General features: G+C 39.9%; 18 protein-coding genes. 11 read left to right on the plus strand and 7 right to left on the minus strand.

The window, feature by feature from the left end:
• Positions 1–181: 181 nt before the first annotated feature.
• The 4 genes from AC27JL_RS17265 (at position 182) to AC27JL_RS17280 (ending at position 3,215) form a co-directional block, all read left to right on the plus strand.
• Positions 182–520, plus strand: coding sequence for a methanolan biosynthesis protein EpsI (locus AC27JL_RS17265; RefSeq protein ID WP_487196173.1), 339 nt, complete (start codon positions 182–184; stop codon positions 518–520).
• Complete coding sequence (locus AC27JL_RS17270; protein ID WP_138741277.1) at positions 513–1,856, plus strand: SPFH domain-containing protein; 1,344 nt, start codon at positions 513–515, stop codon at positions 1,854–1,856. Before AC27JL_RS17265 ends, AC27JL_RS17270 begins: the two co-directional genes overlap by 8 nt.
• 277 nt (positions 1,857–2,133) lie before the next feature.
• Positions 2,134–2,541, plus strand: coding sequence for a hypothetical protein (locus tag AC27JL_RS17275; RefSeq protein WP_006792270.1), 408 nt, complete (start codon positions 2,134–2,136; stop codon positions 2,539–2,541).
• A 146-nt stretch (positions 2,542–2,687) separates the two neighbouring features.
• Positions 2,688–3,215 (plus strand): M23 family metallopeptidase, encoded by a 528-nt coding sequence (locus AC27JL_RS17280; protein ID WP_487196174.1) that lies wholly within the window; start codon positions 2,688–2,690, stop codon positions 3,213–3,215.
• A gap of 34 nt (positions 3,216–3,249) precedes the next feature.
• On the opposite strand, the gene AC27JL_RS17285 is transcribed toward AC27JL_RS17280, so the two are convergent.
• A complete protein-coding gene (locus AC27JL_RS17285) occupies positions 3,250–4,197 on the minus strand; it encodes a sodium-dependent bicarbonate transport family permease (RefSeq protein ID WP_039037823.1) in 948 nt (315 codons plus the stop codon).
• 113 nt (positions 4,198–4,310) lie between these two features.
• On the opposite strand from AC27JL_RS17285, the gene AC27JL_RS17290 reads away from it, so the two are divergent.
• The gene (locus tag AC27JL_RS17290; RefSeq protein WP_487196175.1) at positions 4,311–5,255 is read left to right on the plus strand and encodes a LysR substrate-binding domain-containing protein; all 945 of its coding nucleotides are present in this window, start codon (positions 4,311–4,313) and stop codon (positions 5,253–5,255) included.
• Here the strand turns inward: AC27JL_RS17290 and AC27JL_RS17295 are convergent.
• The 3 genes from AC27JL_RS17295 to AC27JL_RS17305 form a co-directional block, all read right to left on the minus strand.
• Complete coding sequence (locus AC27JL_RS17295) at positions 5,252–6,253, minus strand: LacI family DNA-binding transcriptional regulator (protein WP_058429062.1); 1,002 nt, start codon at positions 6,251–6,253, stop codon at positions 5,252–5,254. The genes AC27JL_RS17290 and AC27JL_RS17295 overlap by 4 nt on opposite strands.
• 70 nt (positions 6,254–6,323) lie before the next feature.
• Positions 6,324–7,850 carry an MFS transporter gene (locus AC27JL_RS17300; protein ID WP_276756353.1) on the minus strand — a complete coding sequence of 509 codons (1,527 nt, stop codon included), beginning with the start codon at positions 7,848–7,850 and terminating at the stop codon, positions 6,324–6,326.
• Between the two features lie 32 nt (positions 7,851–7,882).
• On the minus strand, positions 7,883–9,211 hold the full coding sequence (locus AC27JL_RS17305) for a GH1 family beta-glucosidase (protein WP_487196176.1): 1,329 nt from the start codon (positions 9,209–9,211) through the stop codon (positions 7,883–7,885).
• 224 nt (positions 9,212–9,435) lie between these two features.
• Here AC27JL_RS17305 and AC27JL_RS17310 point away from each other — a divergent pair, with 224 nt between their 5' ends.
• A complete protein-coding gene (locus tag AC27JL_RS17310) occupies positions 9,436–12,003 on the plus strand; it encodes a glycoside hydrolase family 3 protein (protein WP_487196177.1) in 2,568 nt (855 codons plus the stop codon).
• 52 nt (positions 12,004–12,055) lie between these two features.
• Here the strand turns inward: AC27JL_RS17310 and AC27JL_RS17315 are convergent, their stop codons facing one another.
• The 3 genes from AC27JL_RS17315 to AC27JL_RS17325 form a co-directional block, all read right to left on the minus strand.
• Positions 12,056–13,543, minus strand: a complete 1,488-nt coding sequence (locus AC27JL_RS17315; protein ID WP_487196178.1) for a tryptophan halogenase family protein — start codon at positions 13,541–13,543, stop codon at positions 12,056–12,058.
• On the minus strand, positions 13,536–15,086 hold the full coding sequence (locus tag AC27JL_RS17320) for a tryptophan halogenase family protein (RefSeq protein WP_487196179.1): 1,551 nt from the start codon (positions 15,084–15,086) through the stop codon (positions 13,536–13,538). Before AC27JL_RS17320 ends, AC27JL_RS17315 begins: the two co-directional genes overlap by 8 nt.
• A 95-nt stretch (positions 15,087–15,181) precedes the next feature.
• The gene (locus AC27JL_RS17325) at positions 15,182–18,151 is read right to left on the minus strand and encodes a TonB-dependent receptor (protein WP_487196180.1); all 2,970 of its coding nucleotides are present in this window, start codon (positions 18,149–18,151) and stop codon (positions 15,182–15,184) included.
• Between the two features lie 495 nt (positions 18,152–18,646).
• Between AC27JL_RS17325 and AC27JL_RS17330 the strand changes: the two genes are divergently transcribed.
• The 5 genes from AC27JL_RS17330 to AC27JL_RS17350 all read left to right on the plus strand — a co-directional run bounded on the left by AC27JL_RS17330 (position 18,647) and on the right by AC27JL_RS17350 (position 22,002).
• Complete coding sequence (locus tag AC27JL_RS17330; RefSeq protein WP_487196181.1) at positions 18,647–19,315, plus strand: Crp/Fnr family transcriptional regulator; 669 nt, start codon at positions 18,647–18,649, stop codon at positions 19,313–19,315.
• Positions 19,316–19,491: 176 nt separating this feature from the next.
• Entirely contained in the window at positions 19,492–19,881 is a 390-nt protein-coding gene (locus tag AC27JL_RS17335) for a hypothetical protein (RefSeq protein ID WP_487196182.1), read from the plus strand.
• Positions 19,882–19,969: 88 nt separating this feature from the next.
• Positions 19,970–20,473: an Mpo1 family 2-hydroxy fatty acid dioxygenase gene (locus AC27JL_RS17340; RefSeq protein ID WP_487196183.1), complete on the plus strand. Its 504-nt coding sequence runs from the start codon at positions 19,970–19,972 to the stop codon at positions 20,471–20,473.
• A 45-nt stretch (positions 20,474–20,518) separates the two neighbouring features.
• Complete coding sequence (locus tag AC27JL_RS17345) at positions 20,519–21,310, plus strand: SDR family oxidoreductase (RefSeq protein WP_487196184.1); 792 nt, start codon at positions 20,519–20,521, stop codon at positions 21,308–21,310.
• 101 nt (positions 21,311–21,411) lie between these two features.
• On the plus strand, positions 21,412–22,002 hold the full coding sequence (locus AC27JL_RS17350) for a DUF2238 domain-containing protein (protein ID WP_058429053.1): 591 nt from the start codon (positions 21,412–21,414) through the stop codon (positions 22,000–22,002).

The following is a 22,002-nucleotide window of genomic DNA, read 5'->3' on the forward strand; positions in this document are numbered from 1 at the left end:
CTTGCAAAAAATTTCATACCCAGACTCTTCTTTAAATAGATTTAGTATTTAGCTATCGGCTAATGTTACATTTTTTACCTGTTTTTTAGACGGTTATTCTGTAAAATAACGCATTAACATTTGTGAAAAAAATTTACACTTGTGATCAAGGTGATTATTCAACTAAATATAAGTAGGAATTATGATTTTTTATATTGTTGGGTTAAGTACATTGGTTATTATTTTGTGTTTAGCTATTTATGTCATTTATAGCAATGTACGCAGAAGCCGAGTAAGAAAAACAAAAGAATACAGTGTGTTATTTGATAAAGATACCATTGTGGATGATCTTATTACTCAACTTACTGATAAAAACCAAGCCCAAGAAGACGAGCATAAAACAATAAAAGGCAAAGAAGAGATCCTTGCAACATTTATTGAATTGCATCGTTCAGGTAGTTTTTGTGCGCATTTAAGCGAGCAAGAAATTATTTACTTTGTTAAGAAAAAATTAAACATGGAGAGCAGTAACAATGGATAAAGAAAAAGTAATCCCAGCAGAAAAAAATGAGTCGTTTATGAGCCGTTTTGGCCGTCGTAATGTCATTGTGGTGTCGTCAATTGTTGTTGTATTAGCGGTTATTGCCACTCTTACATCGCAGGTTATATCGTGGAACGAAGCAGATGAGCGTTTAGTACACCAATCAGCATTTACTGGTAATTTAACGGTGATAAATCAGGCTGGCCCTTATCTAAAAGCATTTGGTACTACCTCTGCTTATAAAAAAGTAATTTCTATCAACTTTACAGGCGACAGTAGTGCAACAGCAAGCGCGATAGTACCGTTAATCCCTATTCGCTTTTTAGATACAACAACCGGTGGGGCGCGTGGTGTGTCGCGTTTTAGATTACCGGGCAATGTACCAGCTAGTGAGTCTGGCGCATTACGTGGTTTGCTTAAAATACACGAAGAATTTGGCTCGCAAGAAACCCTAATTTCTAACCTACTAATGCGTGCCACAACTGAAAATGTTAAAGCGTCTGCACGTATGATGTCGGTAGAGCAACATTACTCAGGTGGTAATGGCCAATTAAGCCAAGATTTTTCTGATCAGCTAACAAACGGTATTTTTGTAACCGAGCAAATAATTAGTACTGGTGAGCGTGATAAAACTGACGATTTAAGTAATTTGAGTAAACAGCAACGCGTTACTATTAATATTAAAAAAGACAGCGAAGGCAATGCACTGCGTAACGCACCTATTTTAGGCGCTTACGGTATTACAGTCGTTGATGCGAGCATTATTGATATTGACTACGAAAGTAAAGTAAACGCTCGCCTAGAAGCGCAAAAACAAGCAGCAGCAGATGAAGCACTTGCGCGTCAAAACCTTAAAAAAGCAGAGCAACAAGCGCGTACAGAGGTTGCACTAGGTGAGCAAGCCATTGCTAAGCAACGAGCTGAATCTGAAAAGCTAAAAATTAAAGAGCAAATAGATGCTGAGCGTATCAAAGCAAATGCGATTATTTCAGCGCAGCAACGTGTAGCGGTAAAAGCTGAGCTTGCAAAAGAGCAAGAAGAGATATTAAAGCAACAACGTTTAGAAGCTCTAGGTATGGATGTGTTAGCAGAGGCACGTTTACGTGCTAAGTCGGCAGCGCTTGATCCTAAATATGTTTTTGATGAAACATTAAAAGCTGAGGTGAAAATTCAAACTGCTTTATTTACAAGTTTAGGTAATAGCCGCCTAGTGCCTGAAATTGTTATTGGTGGTGCAGGTCAAGGCGAGCAAAGCAACGGTTCTGAATTTATGCGTTTACTAGCTGCTGATGCCGCTTTAAGTCTTAAAAAGCGTTTAGAGAAAGAGAAAAAATAAGCGATTTAGTAAATTTAAAAGTCCTGCTTAATCCCAGGTAACAAAGACTAAAAAAATGAAAACGCTGCCTAATATTTCAGGCAGCGTTTTTTATTATTTGGAACTTTTCATATAATGTATTAAAAAATAAACTATTCGCTCAACCATAAGACTAAAGTCTATAGGTTAATTTTATTCACTTATTGAGTTTGTTTTTATCGTTTGTGAGGTTTGAGCTTTTACTCTAAAGTTCAGTTGTCGGCAACAAGCACGACTCCTTAATTAGGAAAGGCAAACCATGAAACGTACACTTTTAAAAACCATCGCTCTTGGCTCATTATTAACTTGCTCTGCAGCTGTAATGGCTGATTCAAGTGACTACAAATTAATGGTTATTGAAGCGCAAACTGCGCCGCAGCCGCTTGAACAATCGTTTAACAGCTGCGCACTGAATGTTAAGTCAAAAAACTACGCACAGGCTGAAGCTATTTGTACTAAAGCAATTGCACTTTTAAAAGATGCAGACGCACCACGATTCAAAGTACGCCAGCTTACCTCATTCGCGTTAAGCAACCGCGGTGTAGCGCGTTTAAAAGCGAACAACGAAACGGCTGGTCTTGCTGATTTATACGAAGCTAAATCAATGTCTAACAGTACAATGGTGTCGCACAATTTAACACGTGCTAAAGAAGAGCTTTCTTTATAATAAGTATTACCGCAGTGAAAAAGCCGATGTGAGAGTGATCTTGCATCGGCTTTTTTGTGTTTACTGTTTTTTAAAGTGCTCATTATCTATTCATCATTGCGGGTTAATAATACATTTAATTGTTTAACTCAAAGCAGAATCCTATTTTGAAGCCCATAAAAATATTACTACTTAGCTTAGTCGTTATTATATTAACCATAGTACTAGCCCTGTTCGTTTTGCCTGAAAAAATCACTAATCCCGTATTAGGGGCAACACCTAAAGATTGGAATCATGCTACTTTTTGGTATGAGCCATGGGGGAAGTCGGGTGTTCATAAAGGCATTGATATATTTGGTAAAAAAAATACGCATGTTGTTGCACCGGTTAATGGGATTGTTGTGTTTAGCGGTGAGCTTAAAATAGGCGGTAAGGTAGTTGCTATACTCGGGCCTAAATGGCGGGTGCACTATGTAGCGCATTTAAATAGTTACAGTGTAAGTGAAGGCGACATTGTGAAGTTAAATGAAAATATTGGCTTATTGGGTAACACAGGAAATGCAGCGGATAAGCCACCTCATGTTCATTATTCAATTGTGTCTTTATTTCCACTAACTTGGCTTGCAACAAGTGAAAGCCAAGGTTGGAAAAGAATGTTTTATATCAACCCACATACAAAACTGATTAGTCGGTAATAGTCGGTGGCTAATAAATGATACAAATTTTTAGTTATTGAATAGCTACAGCAAGCTGGTGGTAAAGGCCAATACCTACGATTACATTGAACGGAAAAGTAACACCCAGCGAGCTAAGCATGGCAAGGCCTATATCGGCTTTAGGAATAGCGGCTTTGATTGCTGCAGGTGCTGCAATGTAAGAGGCACTGGCTACTAAGCTACCGAGTATAACCACTGAACCAAGTTCTAATCCTAATAAAGTACCTACGCCCACACCTACTGTGCCCAAACATAGTGGGGTAATAATAGCAAAGGTCGCTAATTTCCAATGTTGCCAAGGGAAAGGGCGCAGTGTTTGTGCAGCTACTAATCCCATTTCTAGTAAAAATAAAGCGAGGACTACTTTAAAACTGCTTGTTAATAAGCTTGTAACCTGGCTGCCTTGCGATGTGCCGTACATCATGCCAATAATTACACCACCCACTAATAAAATAACACTTTTGTTTGTGAGGGTTTCGTGCCAAAGCGCTTTTAATGAGAGAGTACTTGTTTGGCCTGGGTCTTTATCGAGCTTGCGATAAAGTAATAAGCCAACAATAATAGCGGGAAGCTCTAGCATAACTAAATAGAGCGTTACCTCAGCGCCAACGGCTAAATTTGCAGATTCGGCATACGCTAACGCAACCGCGAACGTACCGGCACTTACCGAGCCATAATGCGCTGCAATACTTGCGCTGTTAGCCACCGATAATTTAATAACGTATTTTAAAATGGGGTATAGCATTAGCGGAATAAGTGCACCTAGGAGCATCACTGTGCCCATTTCTGGTAGCAGTTGCCAGCTTAAATTGCCGTGAAGTACCATGCCGCCTTTTAAACCAATAGTTAGCATGAGTAATAAGCTTAGTGTTTCGTAGGTTGCTTTAGGAATGGTTAAATCAGAGCGTAATATTCCCGCTACTAATCCTAAAATAAAAAACATAACAACTATATCAGGCACAACATTTCCTTTTAAATATGAAATTAAGTGGCGCTATTGTATTTAAAACTTTGTATAGTAAATAATAAAATAAATACTAGTTGGGTATAAATAATTATCTATAGGTGGTGATTGTGGATTTACGACATATTTCATTTAGATTGCTCGAAGTGTTTATGAGCGTAGTAAAAACAGGCTCAATTAGCGAAACCGCGAGGCGATTGCACTTAACTCAGCCTACTGTATCGCTGCAAATTAAACGCTTACAAGAAGCTGTAGCTGAGCCGTTAATGGTTATGCAGCATCAAAAAATGCATGTGACCGAAGCTGGACTTGAGCTATATAAAACCTGTCAGCAAGTATTTGGACACTTTGAAGATTACCAAGACTTTTTAACAGAACTAAATGGTGGTGAGCGAGGTAGGTGTAAAATAGCCATGGTGAATACCGCACAGTATATTTTGCCTAAATTATTGGGACCTTATAGTAATTTACACCCGCATGTAGAGCTTCCACTTGAAATTGGTAACCGTGCAGAAGTGCTAAACCGATTTGAGCGTGGTGAAGACGATATTTACGTATTCAGCCATCCTCCATCGCTTGAACATGCGCAAGCTGCACGTTTTTTACATAATCCGCTTGAGTTTATTGTGCCGGTTAATCATCCGCTTGCACAAGTAGAGTCAGTAAAGCTCAGCGACTTAATGCAGTACCGATTTTTATTACGCGAAAATGGCTCGGCAACGCGCATGTTATTTGAAAGCGAGCTACAAAGCCGAGGTTTAGTACTGAGTGATTCAGTGCAAATGGCCAGCAACGAAGCAATTAGAGTTGCGGTATCGTCGGGTATGGGAATAGCCGTTTTATCTCGCCATGTACTCGCAAAAGGCGATGCAAGCTTTAAGGTATTAACTGTTACCGATACTCATTTAGCTAGCCATTGGTATTTTGTTATGCGAACCGACAGGCATATATCGCATGCGGCTCGAAACTTTTTAAAATTTGCACAGCAGCATTTAGAGCAATACCTCGATTCGCAGTGGGTACGAAACGAGTTAGATAATTTGCAACTAAATTAATTTATATCCGGGGTTGAGTCTCTTAAAATTAGCTTAGGCTCAAACACCTGAGTAACCGTTATGCCGCTTTTTTTATAAATATCTTTAAGGACTAAATTTGCTGCTGCACGGCCCATTTCGGGTACTGGGTTATCTATTGTGGTAAGCGTAGGGTAAAGGTAATTGGTAAAAATAACGTTATCAAACCCAATTATTGCTAAATCTTTAGGTATATTAAAGCCATGCTCGCGAGCGTATTTCATTGCACCTGATGCCATTTCGTCATTGGCGCACACAAGAGCCGTAATTTGTGCTTTATTTTGAATAAAATGACGCAGGCCATCGCTGCCACCGGTTTCTTTAAAGTCGCCCACATAATACAAGCTTTCGTCAAAGGTGAGGCCATATTCTGCAAGCGCCTTTTTGTGGCCTTTTAAACGATCTGAGGCATCTTCTTTAAATTGTGGACCGGCAATATAAGCAATACGTTTATGCCCTTTATTGATCATAGCTTTTGTTGCAAGGTAGCCACCCATAACATTATCGAGACTAATGCAGTTTTGCTCTATTTCTTTAACGTAGCGACTCATTAAATAAATAGGGGTTTTACCTTTACTGAGCTCAATTAAATACTCGTTAGATACCGCTTCTACGTGAGCAATAATGGCGTCGCAATTACGGCTAATTAAAAATTCAAAACCGTTTTTTTCTTTTTTTTCATCACTGTGGCCGGGCGTAATAATTACGTGTTTACCAGCTATGCGCAATTGCTCTTCAATGGCCGACATCATTTGTCCAAAAAACGGGCCGTCTAACTCAGACACTAAAATGCCTACACTGTTAGTGCGGCTTGATGCTAAAGAGCGTGCAATAGAGCTTGGCTGATAGCCGAGCTCTTTCATCGCCTCTAATACCTTTTTTTTAGTTTTTTTACTTACGTAGTCGTTGTCGTTAAGCACCCTAGAAACAGTTGATAAAGACACTCCTGCCATTTCTGATACTTGATAAATAGTCGCCATTTATATCCTAGCTTGTACGCATTTGTTTTAAATAAAATTTATAAAACATAAATTGTGATTAAATGTTAATTTACACATTACTGCGCCTAATTGCTAAATCTTCTGTTATTTTTTGGGTTATTGCAGGTGTAAGCGGATAAATAAGCATCAACGCGGCGCCTAAAAATGCAAAAGCAGCAGGGATCCAGCTCATTAACAACTGCATAGCGGGAAGGGTTTGGTTAATTGTAAGCTCATCCATACCGTTATACCCATAGCTTGCAAGTACCACTAATACGAGTGCCCCAGCAAAACCACCTCCCGTTTTTTGTACAAAGGTGCCTGCAGAATAAATAAGCCCGGTTGCGCGGCGTTTATTTTTCCACTCGGAGTAGTCGGCAGAATCTCCCAGCATGCTAAAAAACAAAGTAGGCATCATAGCGGCAAAAAACTCAGCCGCGCAGCCAAACGTAAATACAGCGACAATATTATTGCTAGGCACCCAATAAAATGCAGTGGTTAATAAGCCGCTTAGCAACAACGATGCAATAAATAAATTGCGTTTGCCCATAATTTCAGCCAGCTTGCCTGTAGCAAGTGCACCAAATATAGATACTATTAATAAGGCAATAAAATATTGCCCTGCCATGAGTTCATCAGCAACGTGGTACTTAAAGTAATAGGCAATAACACCATATTTTATTCCGTTAAACATCATGGTTAAAAAGCCAATACCCAATAAAACGAGCCACGGTTTATTTGTTAGTAAATCGACCATATCGCGCTGCGAACCGGTTAGGTTTTGTTTGTTTTTATTAAGTAGTTTTTTTATAACAACAGTCATTGCCGCCATAACTAAAGCAAAAAATAATCCGCTGTATAAATCGCGATAGTAAAAAAACAGCGTTGTTGATAACAAAGGTAATATTATAAATGGTAGGTTTTTAGTTAAATCAAACAGTTCTGATTTTAAACACCCTTGCTCTGAAGCTGGGGCTATTACACGCTCTTTAGTGCTTACAAAGGTAATAACCATAAGCGCAATAAGTAAACTTGCGAACAAATACATAGTGAGCTGATAGCCCTTGGCGTTATCACCGCCTCCAAAGTAAGCGACTAAATCGGGTAAAAAACCCATCACTAATAACCCGCCGGTAAACGCGCCTGCAAATCTGAATCCTGATAGCTTTGTGCGCTCGGTGTCATCGGGGGTCATTACGCCCATAAGTGCAGAGTAGGGTACGTTACTGACTGTATAAGCAAGTGTTAAACCAATATAAGTAACGTAGGCATAAATAAGTTTATTGGTTTCGTTAAAGTTAGGTGTGGTAAAGCACAGCACCATAAACAAACCTAAAAAGGGCGCGGAGTAGAGTATCCACGGCCTAAATTTTCCAAAGCGTGACTGCGTTCTATCGGCAATCATGCCCATAATTATATCGGTTACACCATCAGATAATCTAACCACTAAAAACAGCATGGCGGCCGCTGCAGCCGATATGCCAAAGGTGTCGGTATAAAATACCGCTAAATAGGCCAATGCGCCACGCCATACTAAATTAGCACCCGCGTCACCCATGGCATAACCGACTTTTTCGTATAAAGGGAGTTTGTTCACAGTGTGTGTTCTTATTGTTATAAGCCGATAATTTATCGGCTTGTTATGAGTTTAGTGTACGCTTTACCACTGGCTTTAACAGTTCGTTTTTGTGTGTTGTAGTCTACGTGTACTATACCAAAGCGTTTTAAATATCCTTCTGCCCATTCAAAATTATCCATCAGGCTCCAAGCAAAGTACCCATCTACCTTAACACCTTGTGCTGTTGCATTATGTAAAGCGTTTAAATGTTCGTGGTAATAGTCAATACGATCGGTGTCTTTCACTTCACCGTCTTTAAATTCGTCAGCCATGGCTGCGCCATTTTCGGTAATATAAATAGGTGGTAGGGTGTATTTTTCGTTTAACGATACAAGTAACTCTGTAAGCGCTTTAGGGTAAATTTCCCAGCCAATATCGGTCATTGGGGCTTTGTGTGGCAGCTCATGATAAAAGTCTGTTTCGCTTGCTTGGTAATGCATACGGGTATAAAAATTCACACCTAAATAATCAAGTGGCTGTGCAATAATTTCCATATCGCCTGGTAAAATATCAGGGCGCTGGGCTTTAGGTAATTGGTTAATAATATCAGGGTATTGACCTTGCATTACTGGCTGCATATACCATTGATTTATGTAGTCATCAGCAAATGCAGTGGCGTTTAAATCTTCTTCGCATTGGGTAACTGAGTAGCAAGGCGTAAAGTTAAGCACAATACCGTTGAGTGAATTAGGGCTATTTTTAGCAAGCACTTGCATCGCTAATCCGTGGCCAAGTAGTAAATGATGGGCAGCTTTTCGCCCGTGTTCTCGACCTACAATACCGGGTGCATGTACGCCAATTTCGTAGCCTAAATAAGAGCTACAAAATGGCTCGTTTAGTGTTGCGTAAGAATGTACTCGCTCACCAAAGGCTTGGGTAATTAAATCTGTGTAATGTGCAAATTCGTAAGCCGTGTTTCGGTTAAGCCAGCCGCCTTCGTCTTCAATATGTTGTGGTAAATCCCAGTGGTACAAAGTAACAAAAGCTTTGATATTACGACGTTTTAGCTCATCTAAAATATCGGTGTAAAACTTAACGCCTTTAGGGTTTAAATGGCCAGCTTTGGTCATCACACGCGGCCAAGAAATAGAAAGCCTGTAGGCGTCTACACCTAGCGACTCAATTAAGTCTATATCGTCTTGCCAACGAGTGTAGTGCTCACAGGCAACATCACCATTTGAATTATCAGCAATTTTACCCTCTTTACTACAAAAGGTATCCCAAATGCAGGGGAGACGATCTGCTGCGCCACCCTCAATTTGAAAAGACGCTGTGGCCACACCATAAGTAAAGTGTTTGGCTAAAAGTGGTGAGCCACTAGGTAAAGATAATTGTTTCATTAAGCGAAAACCCCTGCTTTATTTTTAGTAAATTTGCTTTTATAAAGTTAAAGTTGGAAGCGCTTCCATAATTAATTTGATTAATCGCTGGGTATAGTATTTAATAACTTTCAGGAAGCGCTTCCATATTTAGGTTAGTGGCTATTGTTAAACAGGTCAATAGTTATATTTAAATAAGCAAATTACATTATAAAAACGCACCCAGACAACACAGGGCCATAACAATGAGAAAAAGCTTAAACACAAAAGCATTAAAAATTCTTTCCCTTTTAGTGGGAGGAATATGCGTTTTAACAGCCTGTAATAAACAGCAAACGCAAGTTAGTAACAATCATACTAACGCCTCGGAGCATGAGCAGGGCGATATAACACTTTGGCCAACACTTAAAAACAAAGTACAAAAAAGTGCCGAGATTGAAAATACAATTGCCAGTTATTTAAAGTCGATGACGCTTGAGCAAAAAGTAGCGCAAATGATCCAACCAGAAATTCGCGATATAACCGTTGAAGATATGCGCAAATATGGGTTTGGATCTTATTTAAATGGTGGAGGCTCGTTTCCTGATGCTAATAAGCATGCTACTCCTGCTGACTGGATAGCGCTTGCAGAGGATATGTATCAAGCATCGGTTGATGATACGCTTGATGGCAGTAAAATCCCTACCATGTGGGGCACCGATGCCGTACATGGACACAATAACGTCATTGGTGCGACGTTATTTCCACATAACATTGGTTTGGGTGCTGCTAATAACCCTGCGCTTATAGAGCAAATTGCAGCGGCAACAGCGGTAGAAGTAATGGCTACAGGGATTGATTGGGTGTTTGCACCTACCGTAGCTGTAGTGCGCGATGATCGCTGGGGCAGAACCTACGAAGGCTATTCAGAAGACCCTGCAATTGTTCGCAAGTATTCAGCCGCTATTGTAAATGGCTTACAAGGTAGAGCCGATGGCGACTTTTTAAGTGATAAACGCGTAATTAGTACTGTTAAGCATTTTTTAGGTGATGGCGGTACAGTGGATGGCGACGATCAAGGTAATAATATAGATACCGAAAAAGATTTATACAATATACATGCGCAAGGTTATATAGGTGGCTTAACGGCAGGTAGTCAGTCTGTTATGGCGTCGTTTAATAGCTGGCATGGCAAAAAAAATCATGGCAATAAATACTTACTTACCGATGTACTCAAAACCAAAATGGGTTTTGATGGCTTTGTTGTAGGAGATTGGAACGGCCACGGGCAAGTTGCCGGCTGTACTAACGAAAGCTGCCCACAAGCAGTCAATGCGGGGCTTGATATTTTTATGGTGCCTACAGATGCTTGGAAACCACTTTATAACAATACAATAGCGCAAGTAAAAGCGGGTACTATTCCCATGGCTAGAATAGATGATGCCGTTGCGCGTATTTTACGTGTTAAATTACGCGCAGGATTATTTGAAAAACCAAGCCCTGCCAAGCGTAAATTCTCAGGTAAAGTAGCGCTAATTGGTGCGCCAGCACATCGTGAAATTGCCCGCCAAGCGGTGCAAGAGTCTTTAGTACTGCTTAAAAACAATAACCATATATTACCGATTAACCCATCAAGCAATATACTTATAGCAGGCGATGCGGCCAATAATATTGGTAAACAATCGGGCGGTTGGAGCATTACGTGGCAGGGCACTAACAATAAAAATGAAGACTTTCCTGGAGCCACCTCTATATATGCCGGATTAAAAGCGCAAATAGAGGCTGCTGGCGGTAACGCTATCTTAAGCCGAAATGGCATGTTTGATACTAAACCCGATGTAGCCATTGTTGTATTTGGCGAAGAGCCATACGCAGAAGGGCATGGCGATAAAGACAACCTTGAGTTTGAACGTAATAATAAACGCTCTCTTAAAATATTAAAAACATTAAAGCAGCAAAATATACCAGTTGTTTCTGTGTTTATATCGGGCAGACCCATGTGGGTTAATAGCGAGCTTAATGCATCTGATGCGTTTGTAGCTGCATGGCTTCCTGGCACTGAAGGCCAAGGTATTGCTGATGTATTACTAAGCGATAAACAAGGGCAAGTACAACATGACTTTAAAGGTAAGTTATCGTTCTCGTGGCCTAAATCGCCACTGCAAACGGCTGTAAATAAGGGCGATGCTGATTACTCACCATTATTACCCTATGGCTTTGGTTTAACGTACAAAGATGAAAGTACGCTTGGCAATAATCTAAATGAAGACTCAGGTGTTGATGTAAGCAACCTTGCGCCGCTGTCTATATTTAATGGCAGCTTTAAAACACCGTGGCGTTTGTTTTTAAACTCTAATAACCAGCAGCATCAAGTTGCTAGTAATAGTGTAAAGCTTGGCGGCATTACTTATCGTACTGAAGATAAGACCATTCAAGAAGATGCGATGACGTTTAATTTTACAGGCTCTAGTACAAGCTATATCGAAATTAACAGTAACTTTACTGAAGACAAAGTAGCTTATAGTGAGGCCAATTCAGCGCTTAGTTTTAGCTATAAAATAAATACAATGCCAACAGAGCAAGTGCAACTAGGTATGAAATGCGAGCAAGGCTGTGGTGGCGAGCTTAATATTACCAATGAGCTTAAAAATTCAGCCTTAAATACATGGCAAACAATGAGTGTAGATTTAACCTGTTTTACTAAAAAGGGCGTTGATTTTGCCAGAGTAACCAGCCCATTTATTATTAAAACGGCAGGAGAGCTTAGCGTTTCAGTTGCAGATATTGGCTTTGAACCACAAAACGCTAAAAGTGCCAAGATTAAGTGTGAATAATAAAGCGTAAAAATTGTTGTGTGTACCCAAAGCCCTTTTTTAAGGGCTTTTTTCATGCAGGGCAATAGTGTTTTAAAAATTCATGATGCGGCGGTAATTGGCTAACGCGCTGTTCTACTTGCTGTTTAATACCGTGTAAAAAACGGGCGAGTTCTTCATCGCTCATCATGCTGGCTATTAAATGGTGCTGTTCAGGCACAATACCTTGACCAAGCATAACTTGCACCCACGAATCGACTCTAAAAATATCACCATCGTCTAAAAATACACGGCCAGTTTGTTTAAACAAATCAATTTTATGCTGAAGTGTTTTTGGCACTTCCATGGCGCTACAGTGTTGCCAAAATTCGCTGTCATCGCGATTAGTCACTTTGTAGTGCAGCACAATAAAGTCGCGAATATTTTCAATTTCGCTTTTAAGTTGTTTGTTGTATTCGTCAATGGCGTAATTAGTAATGCCATTAAACGGAAATAAACGCATAAAGCGAATAATACCCGACATAATTAAATGAATGCTGGTGGACTCAAGTGGTTCAACAAAACCGCTTGCAAGACCAAGCGCAAGGCAGTTTTTGTTCCAGCCTTTTAAGCGCCGCCCAGTTTTAAATTTAATAACACGGGGTTCAGTAAGCGCTTCACCTTCAATGCTATTTAGCAATAACGCTTTAGCTTGTTCGTCATCCATATATTGGCTGCAATACACTAACCCATTGCCTACACGACTTTGCAGCGGTATACGCCATTGCCAACCGCTTTTATGGGCAATAGAGCGGGTAAGTGGCAATACGGTATCGCTTGTTGATTTTGTTTGTACTGCAATGGCGCTATTGCATGGTAATAAGTGCGACCAATCCTCGTAGCCCGTATGCAATGCTTGCTCAATTAATAAGCCTCTAAAGCCGGTGCAATCTATAAAAAAGTCGCCGTTTATTTTCTCGCCACTATTTAAAAGTAATGATTCTATGTGGCCTGTATTAGCGCTTTTTACTACTTTTTGTATTTTACCTTCAACACGTTTTACACCTAATGGCTCTGAAAATTCACGTAAAAACTGCGCGTAGCGGGTAGCATCCATATGGTAGGCGTAGTTAATAGGATTTTGTTGGTTAAACGCAAATTTACCGGCTTTAGCCGCTTGCAGCTCGTAACAGTAATCGCCAAATGGGTTGTGTATTCCTAAAGTTTTGCCTTGTAGCCAAAAGTGATGAAACTCACCCGCCCAACATTCTTTGCCCGTTGCGCCAAATGAGTGAATATAACGCGTGTTTTCATCGCCCCAGTTTTCAAAGCTAATACCTAGTTTAAAGCTTGCTTGAGTGGCTTTCATAAAAGCTTGCTCATTTATACCTAGCAATTTATGAAACGTACGAATAGGCGGAATTGTTGCCTCGCCAACGCCTACAGTGCCAATATCGTCAGATTCAACAAGGGTAACGTGTATATTTTTGCCAATTAATTTTGCAAGTGCAGCCGCAGCCATCCAGCCTGCAGTGCCGCCTCCCGCTATTACTACATTTTTAACAGCATTTGTTTTAGTCATTATGTGGCTGCCTATTATTAGATAAAAGATCATTTAAAAGCGCGCGGTTACTCGGTAAGCCTTTTAAGTATTGCGCAATTTTTTCACGGTTTTGTTGATAAAAATAATCGCCAGCTTGAGCGCTGGTAAACGCATTGTGTGCTTGAGGTGTTTGTGTATTAAAGCCCATGCCGTATAAAATATACTGATAACTACTTGATGAAAATACTTCTTCGTTTTCAATAAAGTCAAAGCGGCTAGGGGGCTGAAATTGCCAAAGTTTAAGTAAGTTTTGTAGGCGCTCTGGTGCAGTTGTTAAATCCCGAATATTTTGCCAGTAAGGGGTATCGTCGCGTTCGCTTAAAACATAATGGAGTTTTAAAAATTCGACAACACGTTGCCAGCGCGTGCTAAAACGGTCATTAAAGCGATTTGCAAGTTGGCTCATATGCGTGCGGTTTTGTGGTAGTTGCTCGCTCAGCATACTAATTGAAAGTTCAACCATGGCAAGTGCAGAGGCTTCAAGTGGCTCTAAAAATCCAGCCGACATACCCACGGCAACACAGTTTTTAATCCAAAACTTTTGTCTGTACCCTGGGCTGAATTTTAATACACGGTAGTTAAGCTGCTCAGCTTGTTGCTCGCTGGTACTTTTAGCTATGTAGCTTTTTAAAGTATCAGTTGCGCTTTCATCGCTTTGGTATTTACTACTAAATACATAACCTGTGCCACGGCGTGTGGGTAGGGCTATATCCCAAATCCAGCCGTTACTTTGCGCAGTAGAGAGCGTTGCAGAGGCAATTGGCTGATTGATGTGTGCATTAGGTACTTGCGCTGCAACAGCGCTGTTGTTAAATAAAATATGATCTTGCGCTATAAACTCACTATTAAAATGCTCACCAATTAAGCGAGCACGAGAGCCTGAGCAATCTAAAAATAAATCACCTGTTATATCGCCATTTTTATTTGTTTTTAATGAGGCAATATAGCCATGCTCGTCGTTAATAACGTGGGTTACATCGTCAGTAATATGTGTAACATTTAAGTTTTTAACACAGTGGCTTTTTAAAAACTCGGCAAATTTACCTGCATCTAAATGATAGCCATAGTTGGTGACTGCTGCGTATTCGGGTGTTTGTAATTGTTTTGGTGCAAGTGCTGCTTGGCATACAAAACTTTGCATATTAACAACGTCAGCAAACTTTTGGTTAGGTGCAATACGTTGCCAATTTGCGTGTAAATTGGTTTGCTCGTAGCCTTGAGGGTCCATAAAAGGGTGGTAGTAGTTTTCTCCCTTACTTAGGTTGCGCCAATATATAAATTTAGAACCTTGCTTAAAGGTGGCATCGCACTGGGTTATAAAATCAATTTCTTTAATGCCAATACGCTGTAACGTATTACGCATTGAAGGCCACGTGCCTTCGCCTACACCTAGTATTGGTACGTTTGCTGACTCAATTAACGTGACACTCAAATGTGGATGCTCAGCAGCTAATAAACCCGCACTTAGCCAGCCGGCTGTACCACCACCTAAAATGACTATTTTTTTTATTGGTTTGGTCATGAGTTAAAACCCTAAACTTGATAACACGTAAACTATATCGTTTTAAATACAAAAAAGCCGCTAGTAATAACTAACGGCTTTGCTTGGTATTACCTTTAGAAGTTGTAACGCATACCAATATTGTAGCGTGCGCCTAGTTGTTGTAAATTCCATAATTGCACTGATGTACGGCCATGTTCGCGGCTGTTTTGCTCAGTAATATTTATGCCTTCAACAAAAAACGAAAGCTGTTCGCTGTAGTTATACGCAACGTTAAAGTCAATTTGATAATACTCTTCAGTAAAACCAGGTTCGTTAACGTAACGCGCAGCACTATTTAAAAACTTATCCCGCCAGTTATAGGCAACACGGGCTTGAAAGTCATCGTTTTCGTACATGGCAATAAAGTTGGCTGTATCGCTTAGCCCCACCAGTGCAAACTGCGTTGTAGAAGGGCTAGCATTTACATCAAAGTCTATATCGCCATTAACGGTAGTGTAGTTTGCTTGAACGCCAAAACCGCTTTCACCAAAAAAGTGTTGAAATGCAATTTCAAAACCATCTATGGTGGCGCTTTTATTATTGGTTGGTACTTGTGCAGTAAAATCGAGTAGTGGGTCATCGCTGTTAGCAATAACATCGTACGCCGCTTCAAATTCTTCGTAAGTCATAGAATCAAAATCTACCCCATTTTCGGTAGCAGCAACCATTTGGAATAAGTTTGAATCTGTAACAGCAAGCCCACGGGCTTCAAGCTCTGCAATGGCAGCTTGCGCGCGAGGGCCCGCAGTTGCATCACGTAAACCATAGTAATTTTGTGTCATTGGCGTTAAACCAATAAAGTTTTCGATATCTTTTGTGTAGTAACCTACCGATACATAGCTTGTTTCTGCAAAATACCATTCTGCCGATACATCAATGTTATCTGACTCAAGCGGCACTAAACCAGGATTACCTGTTGACGCTGTTGCTGGTGACGAACCAGGCAATAAGGTTGGCGCTCCCGGTACACCGACAGTAGCGGCAGAACTTAAGTTATCATACGTTGGACGGGCAATTGTTGTACTGTAAGAAAAGCGCGCTTTTACGTTTTCGATTACTTCTATGTCAAAGTCTAAGCTGGGTAAAAAATGATCGTAACTGGATTTTAGTGTGAAATCTTGCTTATCTGAGCCAAAGCGTACGTTAAAATCGTTGTTGCCTTCCCAAGCAATGGCATTTGGCAGGTCGATATTAGCAGTTGAAGTAATATCAGTTGACTCGTGACGTGCGCCAACAACGATGTTGTAAGGCATGTCATTAAAATAACCAGTATAAGTGAACTGAACAAAGGCCGCAGTAATATCTTCTTCTATGGTGCGGTTTGTAGCAAAAGCGCCATCGGCTGCGAAGTTAAATCCATATTGCTCGCCTGCCCAATAACCTATTTGTGAAGCGCTGCCCGTATAGCCTTGATTAAATGAACCAGACGTATCGTAATCGTCAAACTCAGCTAAAAAGTTGGTAGGATCTAAATAACCGTCAGGTAATTCACCAGGGTTTTCAACTCCCCAATTTCCCATCGTGTTACGAGTAAGTGACTGAAGTGAATGGCTTTCCATAGAGCGAGATTCTACGCCAAAGTCAATTACACCGTTTTCCAGCTCATATTTACCATGAAGCCTAAATTCGTTCACTTCAGATTCTTGGCTTGCAAAATTAGAGTCTAATATCGAGGTACCTACATCTGCAGGGTCGAGCGTATTGTTACAGTTTAAGTTAGCGCGTCGACAGTCGTTAAAATCTATACTCATAGAAGGAAGTTCGCGGCTAAAGTCTACTTCTTGTGCATTAATAACATTTGCACCAAGGCCTGCATTAACCCAGCTGCCGTATGGTGCGTCAGGTTTACTTGTGGCTTTTGAATTGTGCGCATCAAACATAAAGCTCAACTCAGAGTTAAAGTAATACTCTACATTTAAGCCGATTGAATCGTTTTTATTTACTTGATTTAACTCTTGAAATGCTAAACCTAAATCACGCGTTTGTAGATCGCGGCGCTCTTCTCGGTAATAGACAGGTGTTTTAACGGTGTTGTCATCAAAGGTTAGCGCACTTTTGTAATTGTCCATCCAAAGAGACTGCTCAGCACGTGCTTCAAATAAATCTTGTTTAGAGTAGGTGTAATCAAGTGTGGCTGTTAAATCATCAATTGGGCTGTACTGAAATGTTAATTGCGCATTTGTACGCGTACGCTCTCTGTCGGCTATGGTATAACGTAAATCTGATGGCATTGAATAAAGCTGGCCAATCTCTGGTGCGTTAGTTAAAACAATATCGTCAGCTGCTTGAGGAATAGTGCCGTCAAAAGCCGATGTATTCCACTGATTTACAAATGCACCTGTTGATGAGCTATCGCGCTGTTGCATGCTTGCTGTTAACGATGCGCCAAATTTAGCTTCGCTGTCGGTCCAGCTAATAATACCCGAAAGCTCAGGTGTAATGTCATCGCCTACGCGATTAGTTGTATCGTGAAGTGCTTTAACACCAATACTTGAAATAAATCCAGGGTTGTCGAGTGGGCGGGCAGTGTTAATGTTAATAGTTGCACCAATACCACCAGAGGCAATACTTGCTTTACCTGTTTTATAAACTTCAACTGATTTAACGCTATCAGATGCCAAATTAGCAAAATCAAATGCACGAGAATTGGGAGTGCCGCCACCTGCAGGAAGAGAAGCTGCCGGCATAGTACGACCATTTAGGGTTACCATATTGTAATCGGGGCCAAAACCACGAACAGTCACTTTAGACCCTTCACCGTTTGAGCGATCAATCGACACACCGGTAATACGCTGTAGGGATTCGGCTAAATTGGTATCGGGAAATTTACCAATATCTTCAGCAGAAATGGCGTCTACCACACCTGCGGCATCACGTTTTAATCGAGTTGATTCTTTAATGCTACTTTTAAAGCCGGTGACCTGAATTACCTCAACGTCTTGGTTTGCTTCTTCTTGTGCAAGCAACGGTAAAGATACAGATGCGCTTAAAATCAAAGATAGGCTGGTTGCTATCTTTGTTTTTCTTACAATATGGTTAGCCATTCGGTTTCCCTCGTACTTTTATCATTATTATTAACAGCTTGTATGCGGCTGTTATTGTGTAAATGTTAACATTGTCAAATGTGTGGAAGCGCTTCCAGAAAAAATAATTAAAAATCGCCTGTGTGGAAGCGCTTCCAGAAATGCTAGACCAATTTCATAGAAGGATCAACTAATGTTTTAATAAAATGAAATATATTTGTTCGAAAAATGTAATTTATACTGTGAGTGAAGGGGTTGATTAAACTGCGTTAAAATTAAGCCAAATTAATATGCTTTAAAAGTGGTGCTAGTAATTGAATCTCGCAACATGTAATGATTAGACCCTTGATATATCTGAGTGGATTGTCATAAATTCGAGTTATTGTGCAAGTAAATTAACAAATAATGTTAAGTTGAAATACAGTTAAAAACGGAGCAATCAAATTTAATGAATTATTTGAAATTAGCAAATATCGTTGGGTTCCAAAAAGTGAGTACGATTGTTAAAGAGGTACCATGAAAGCGCATCAGCAAGCAGTAATAGAGCAAGGACAATGGTTTAAAAATCGTAGCCCCAAGCTAAAAATGTTTTTATTAGCTCACGGTAAAATACTCACTTTGAAAGCCCAACAAGCGCTATTTTTACGTGGCGATGCGCATGATGGAATATACGTTGTTTTAAGTGGGGTTATGCGAATTAGTGGCGTAAATAGTAATGGTAAAGAGGCTGTTTTGAGTTTCATCGATGCGTCGTTATGGTTTGGTGAAGTAACGTTATTTGATAAAGGCTTAAGAACCCATGACGTTTACGCACAAACTGACGCTCAGTTATTTTATGTACCACAACGTTCATTAGAGCAACTTTTAAGTAAACACCCTGAATATTGGCAGGAGTTTGGCTTATTATTGGCACAAAAATTACGGCTTATGTTTTCTTCAATGGAAGATCATGCATTGCACAGTGCAGAGCAAAAGGTATGTAACAGATTGTTAATGCTGAGTGAGCAAACCAATTTTTCAGCACCATTGGCATTGTCTCAGCAACAATTAGCGGATATGACCTATTTAACACGGCAAACCATAAATCAAATACTACAAAAACTGGTTAAAAAAAATGCCATTAGTTTGGGGTATCAGTGCATTACAGTGTTGGATGTACGTAAACTGCAGGCGCTTGCTAGTTAACTCAAGCGCTGCACAATAAACCTTCAGTTAAAATTTAAATTCTTGGACAAATAAAAACAAACCCTCAATTGTTTAACCAGATTTTTGGTTGCCTAGCTTTAACTTAGTTTATTTTCACCATTTTTTTGGAACCAAAATTGCTACAGATAATACTTTGCGGCAATGGATTTAAGCTAATGATGATAACTTCTTACATAAATCAATATAGTCGCTATGTAAGTGACACTAATGCGGCATTAATAAATAAGAGTGCGGCAACAGATGTCCCCACCCAACAACCGAAAGAGTTTAATGAGCCAAAGGTTGCTAATAACTTTTTACAAAATGCTCAAGAGGCATTGGTATACCAACGTTTAGGTATCGATAAAGACAAAATAGCAGAGATAAAAACATTAATAGAAGCGTTATCAGAGCAGTTACAAAAACAAGGCGCTGACAGTGATTCAATTAACAAAAAAATGGACGAACTACAAAAAATGCTCGAACAGGAGTATCAAAATGGACGCGAACGAATGGATACTCAACCAGAACGAGAAAAGGGAAGTATTATTTCGGCGTTAGCTTAAATTTGTAAGTGTCGGGTAGGTGACATTGTTGTTACGCGTTTATTTGTTATGTTTAGTGTTTAGCTAAATATTTATTGAGGAATACACCATGCAAACACTTCAACAACAACTGGGAAAATATGGTTTATATCACCGCTCTAAGCGCAATGTGCTTACTCATTTTTTTGGTATCCCACTTATTGTATTTGCCGTTTTATGTTTACTTGCTCGCATTGAAATACCCCTTGGTGGCGTTGTTATTAATGCTGCCCAAATATTTGTTTTAGCTTCGGTAATTTATTACTTCATGTTAAGTCTATCGCTGGGTTTAATTATGGCTATATTGTTTACTGCATTGCTGTTTGCTGCTGAGCCTATAGCAGCTATGACATTTTGGCCTTGGTTAAGTATTGGCGTGGGCGTATTTGTGTTTGGTTGGGTGTTGCAATTTATTGGACATTATTATGAAGGCAAAAAGCCCGCGTTTGTTGATGATTTAATTGGCTTAATTATTGGCCCATTGTATGTAACTGTAGAATTACTATTTTTAATAGGCTTTTACAAACAGCTCGAAAATGAAGTGAACAATATTGCAGGGCCAACAAAGGCGTAAATTCACTTACTTAAATCAAAAGCTTCATTGAGCAAAGAGGTGCCTATGAATTTTAATAATAAAACAGTGTGGATCACAGGTGCATCGTCAGGCATTGGCAAGGAGCTCGCTGTTCAATTTGCAAAGCAAGGCGCACGCGTCATTTTATCTGCTCGCAATGTTGAAAAGCTCACTGAGGTAAAAGCAACGCTTAAAGGTGATGGGCATTTAATTATACCGCTTGATTTGTCAGCGCCTGAGGCTGTTTTGACTCAGGTTACTGATTTACTGCACACTTTACCTTCTATCGATATTTTAATTAATAACGGCGGGGTGTCGCAGCGCAGTTTATTTTTAGAAAACGACTTTAACGTATACCGCCAGCTTATGGAGGTTAACTATTTTGGTTTAATAGCACTGACAAAAGCGATATTACCTTCAATGGTTGCAAGAAAAAGCGGTTCAATCGTGGCTATTAGCAGTGTGGCAGGAAAAGTTGGCTCAAAGTTTAGAACGGGTTATTCAGGCTCAAAATATGCGGTAGTGGGCTTTATGGATTGCCTACGAGCAGAAGTGGCTGAGCACAATATTCATTGTTTAACGATTTGCCCAGGTTCGATTAAAACCGCGATTGCACATAACTCGTTAAACGAGCAGGGTGTAGCACAAAATAAACCCGAAGAATCAATTGAAAACGGCATGGCAGTATCCTGTGCGGCTGAAAAAATGATTAAAGCGATTGCTAACAAAAAAGACGAAGTTATTGTTGGGCAAGGATTAAGTGGTTGGGCACCAATGATAAAACGATTTTTTCCTACTTTATTTAATCGATTAACTGCTAAAACTAACTACAGATAATTGCACTTTTACTATTAATTAAGCTAAATAACAGGCGGTGGTTTTATTAATATTGAAAAGGTAGACTGTATTAAAATTAAATAAATAAGGTAAGGATACTCGTGAAATTTGCATGGCTAAGCCTTTTTTTTGGTGTGTTAATTTGGTCTGGTATTAACCCTAAAGATCAATTTACTTGGTTACTTGAAGTTATTCCCGCAATGATTGGTTTAGCACTTATAGCAAGCACGTACAAATACTTTAAATTAACCTCTTTATTGTACTTTTTTATTTTAGTGCATTGTATTGTGCTGATGGTAGGTGGTCATTATACCTACGCAGAAGTGCCTTTATTTGATAATTTATTTGGCAGCGAACGCAATAACTATGACAAAGTAGGGCACTTTTTTCAGGGGTTTGTACCTGCTTTGCTTGCGCGCGAAATACTGCTACGCAAGCAAGTTGTGAATGGCCGAGGTTGGTTAACTTTATTTGTTATATCTGTCAGTTTGGCGTTTAGTGCGTTTTACGAATTAATAGAGTGGTGGGTAGCAGTACTGACCGGTGAAAACGCTGAGGCATTTTTAGGGACGCAAGGGTATGTGTGGGATACACAGTCAGATATGGCATTAGCGTTATTTGGTGCTATTTGCTCGTTACTGCTGCTTTCAAAACTACACGATACTCAGTTAAAGTATGTAAAAAACTATTAA

This window comes from Pseudoalteromonas sp. 4NS20-0020, assembly GCF_057554385.1.

Bases quoted from the DNA above. Each gene is read 5' to 3' on its own strand.
- AC27JL_RS17320 (WP_487196179.1), bottom strand. From the start codon at position 15,086: ATGACCAAACCAATAAAAAAAATAGTCATTTTAGGTGGTGGTACAGCC.
- AC27JL_RS17310 (WP_487196177.1), top strand. From the start codon at position 9,436: ATGAGAAAAAGCTTAAACACAAAAGCATTAAAAATTCTTTCCCTTTTA.
- AC27JL_RS17335 (WP_487196182.1), top strand. From the start codon at position 19,492: ATGATGATAACTTCTTACATAAATCAATATAGTCGCTATGTAAGTGAC.
- AC27JL_RS17295 (WP_058429062.1), bottom strand. From the start codon at position 6,253: ATGGCGACTATTTATCAAGTATCAGAAATGGCAGGAGTGTCTTTATCA.
- AC27JL_RS17275 (WP_006792270.1), top strand. From the start codon at position 2,134: ATGAAACGTACACTTTTAAAAACCATCGCTCTTGGCTCATTATTAACT.
- AC27JL_RS17270 (WP_138741277.1), top strand. From the start codon at position 513: ATGGATAAAGAAAAAGTAATCCCAGCAGAAAAAAATGAGTCGTTTATG.
- AC27JL_RS17305 (WP_487196176.1), bottom strand. From the start codon at position 9,211: ATGAAACAATTATCTTTACCTAGTGGCTCACCACTTTTAGCCAAACAC.
- AC27JL_RS17330 (WP_487196181.1), top strand. From the start codon at position 18,647: ATGAAAGCGCATCAGCAAGCAGTAATAGAGCAAGGACAATGGTTTAAA.
- AC27JL_RS17325 (WP_487196180.1), bottom strand. From the start codon at position 18,151: ATGGCTAACCATATTGTAAGAAAAACAAAGATAGCAACCAGCCTATCT.
- AC27JL_RS17315 (WP_487196178.1), bottom strand. From the start codon at position 13,543: ATGACTAAAACAAATGCTGTTAAAAATGTAGTAATAGCGGGAGGCGGC.
- AC27JL_RS17345 (WP_487196184.1), top strand. From the start codon at position 20,519: ATGAATTTTAATAATAAAACAGTGTGGATCACAGGTGCATCGTCAGGC.
- AC27JL_RS17265 (WP_487196173.1), top strand. From the start codon at position 182: ATGATTTTTTATATTGTTGGGTTAAGTACATTGGTTATTATTTTGTGT.
- AC27JL_RS17340 (WP_487196183.1), top strand. From the start codon at position 19,970: ATGCAAACACTTCAACAACAACTGGGAAAATATGGTTTATATCACCGC.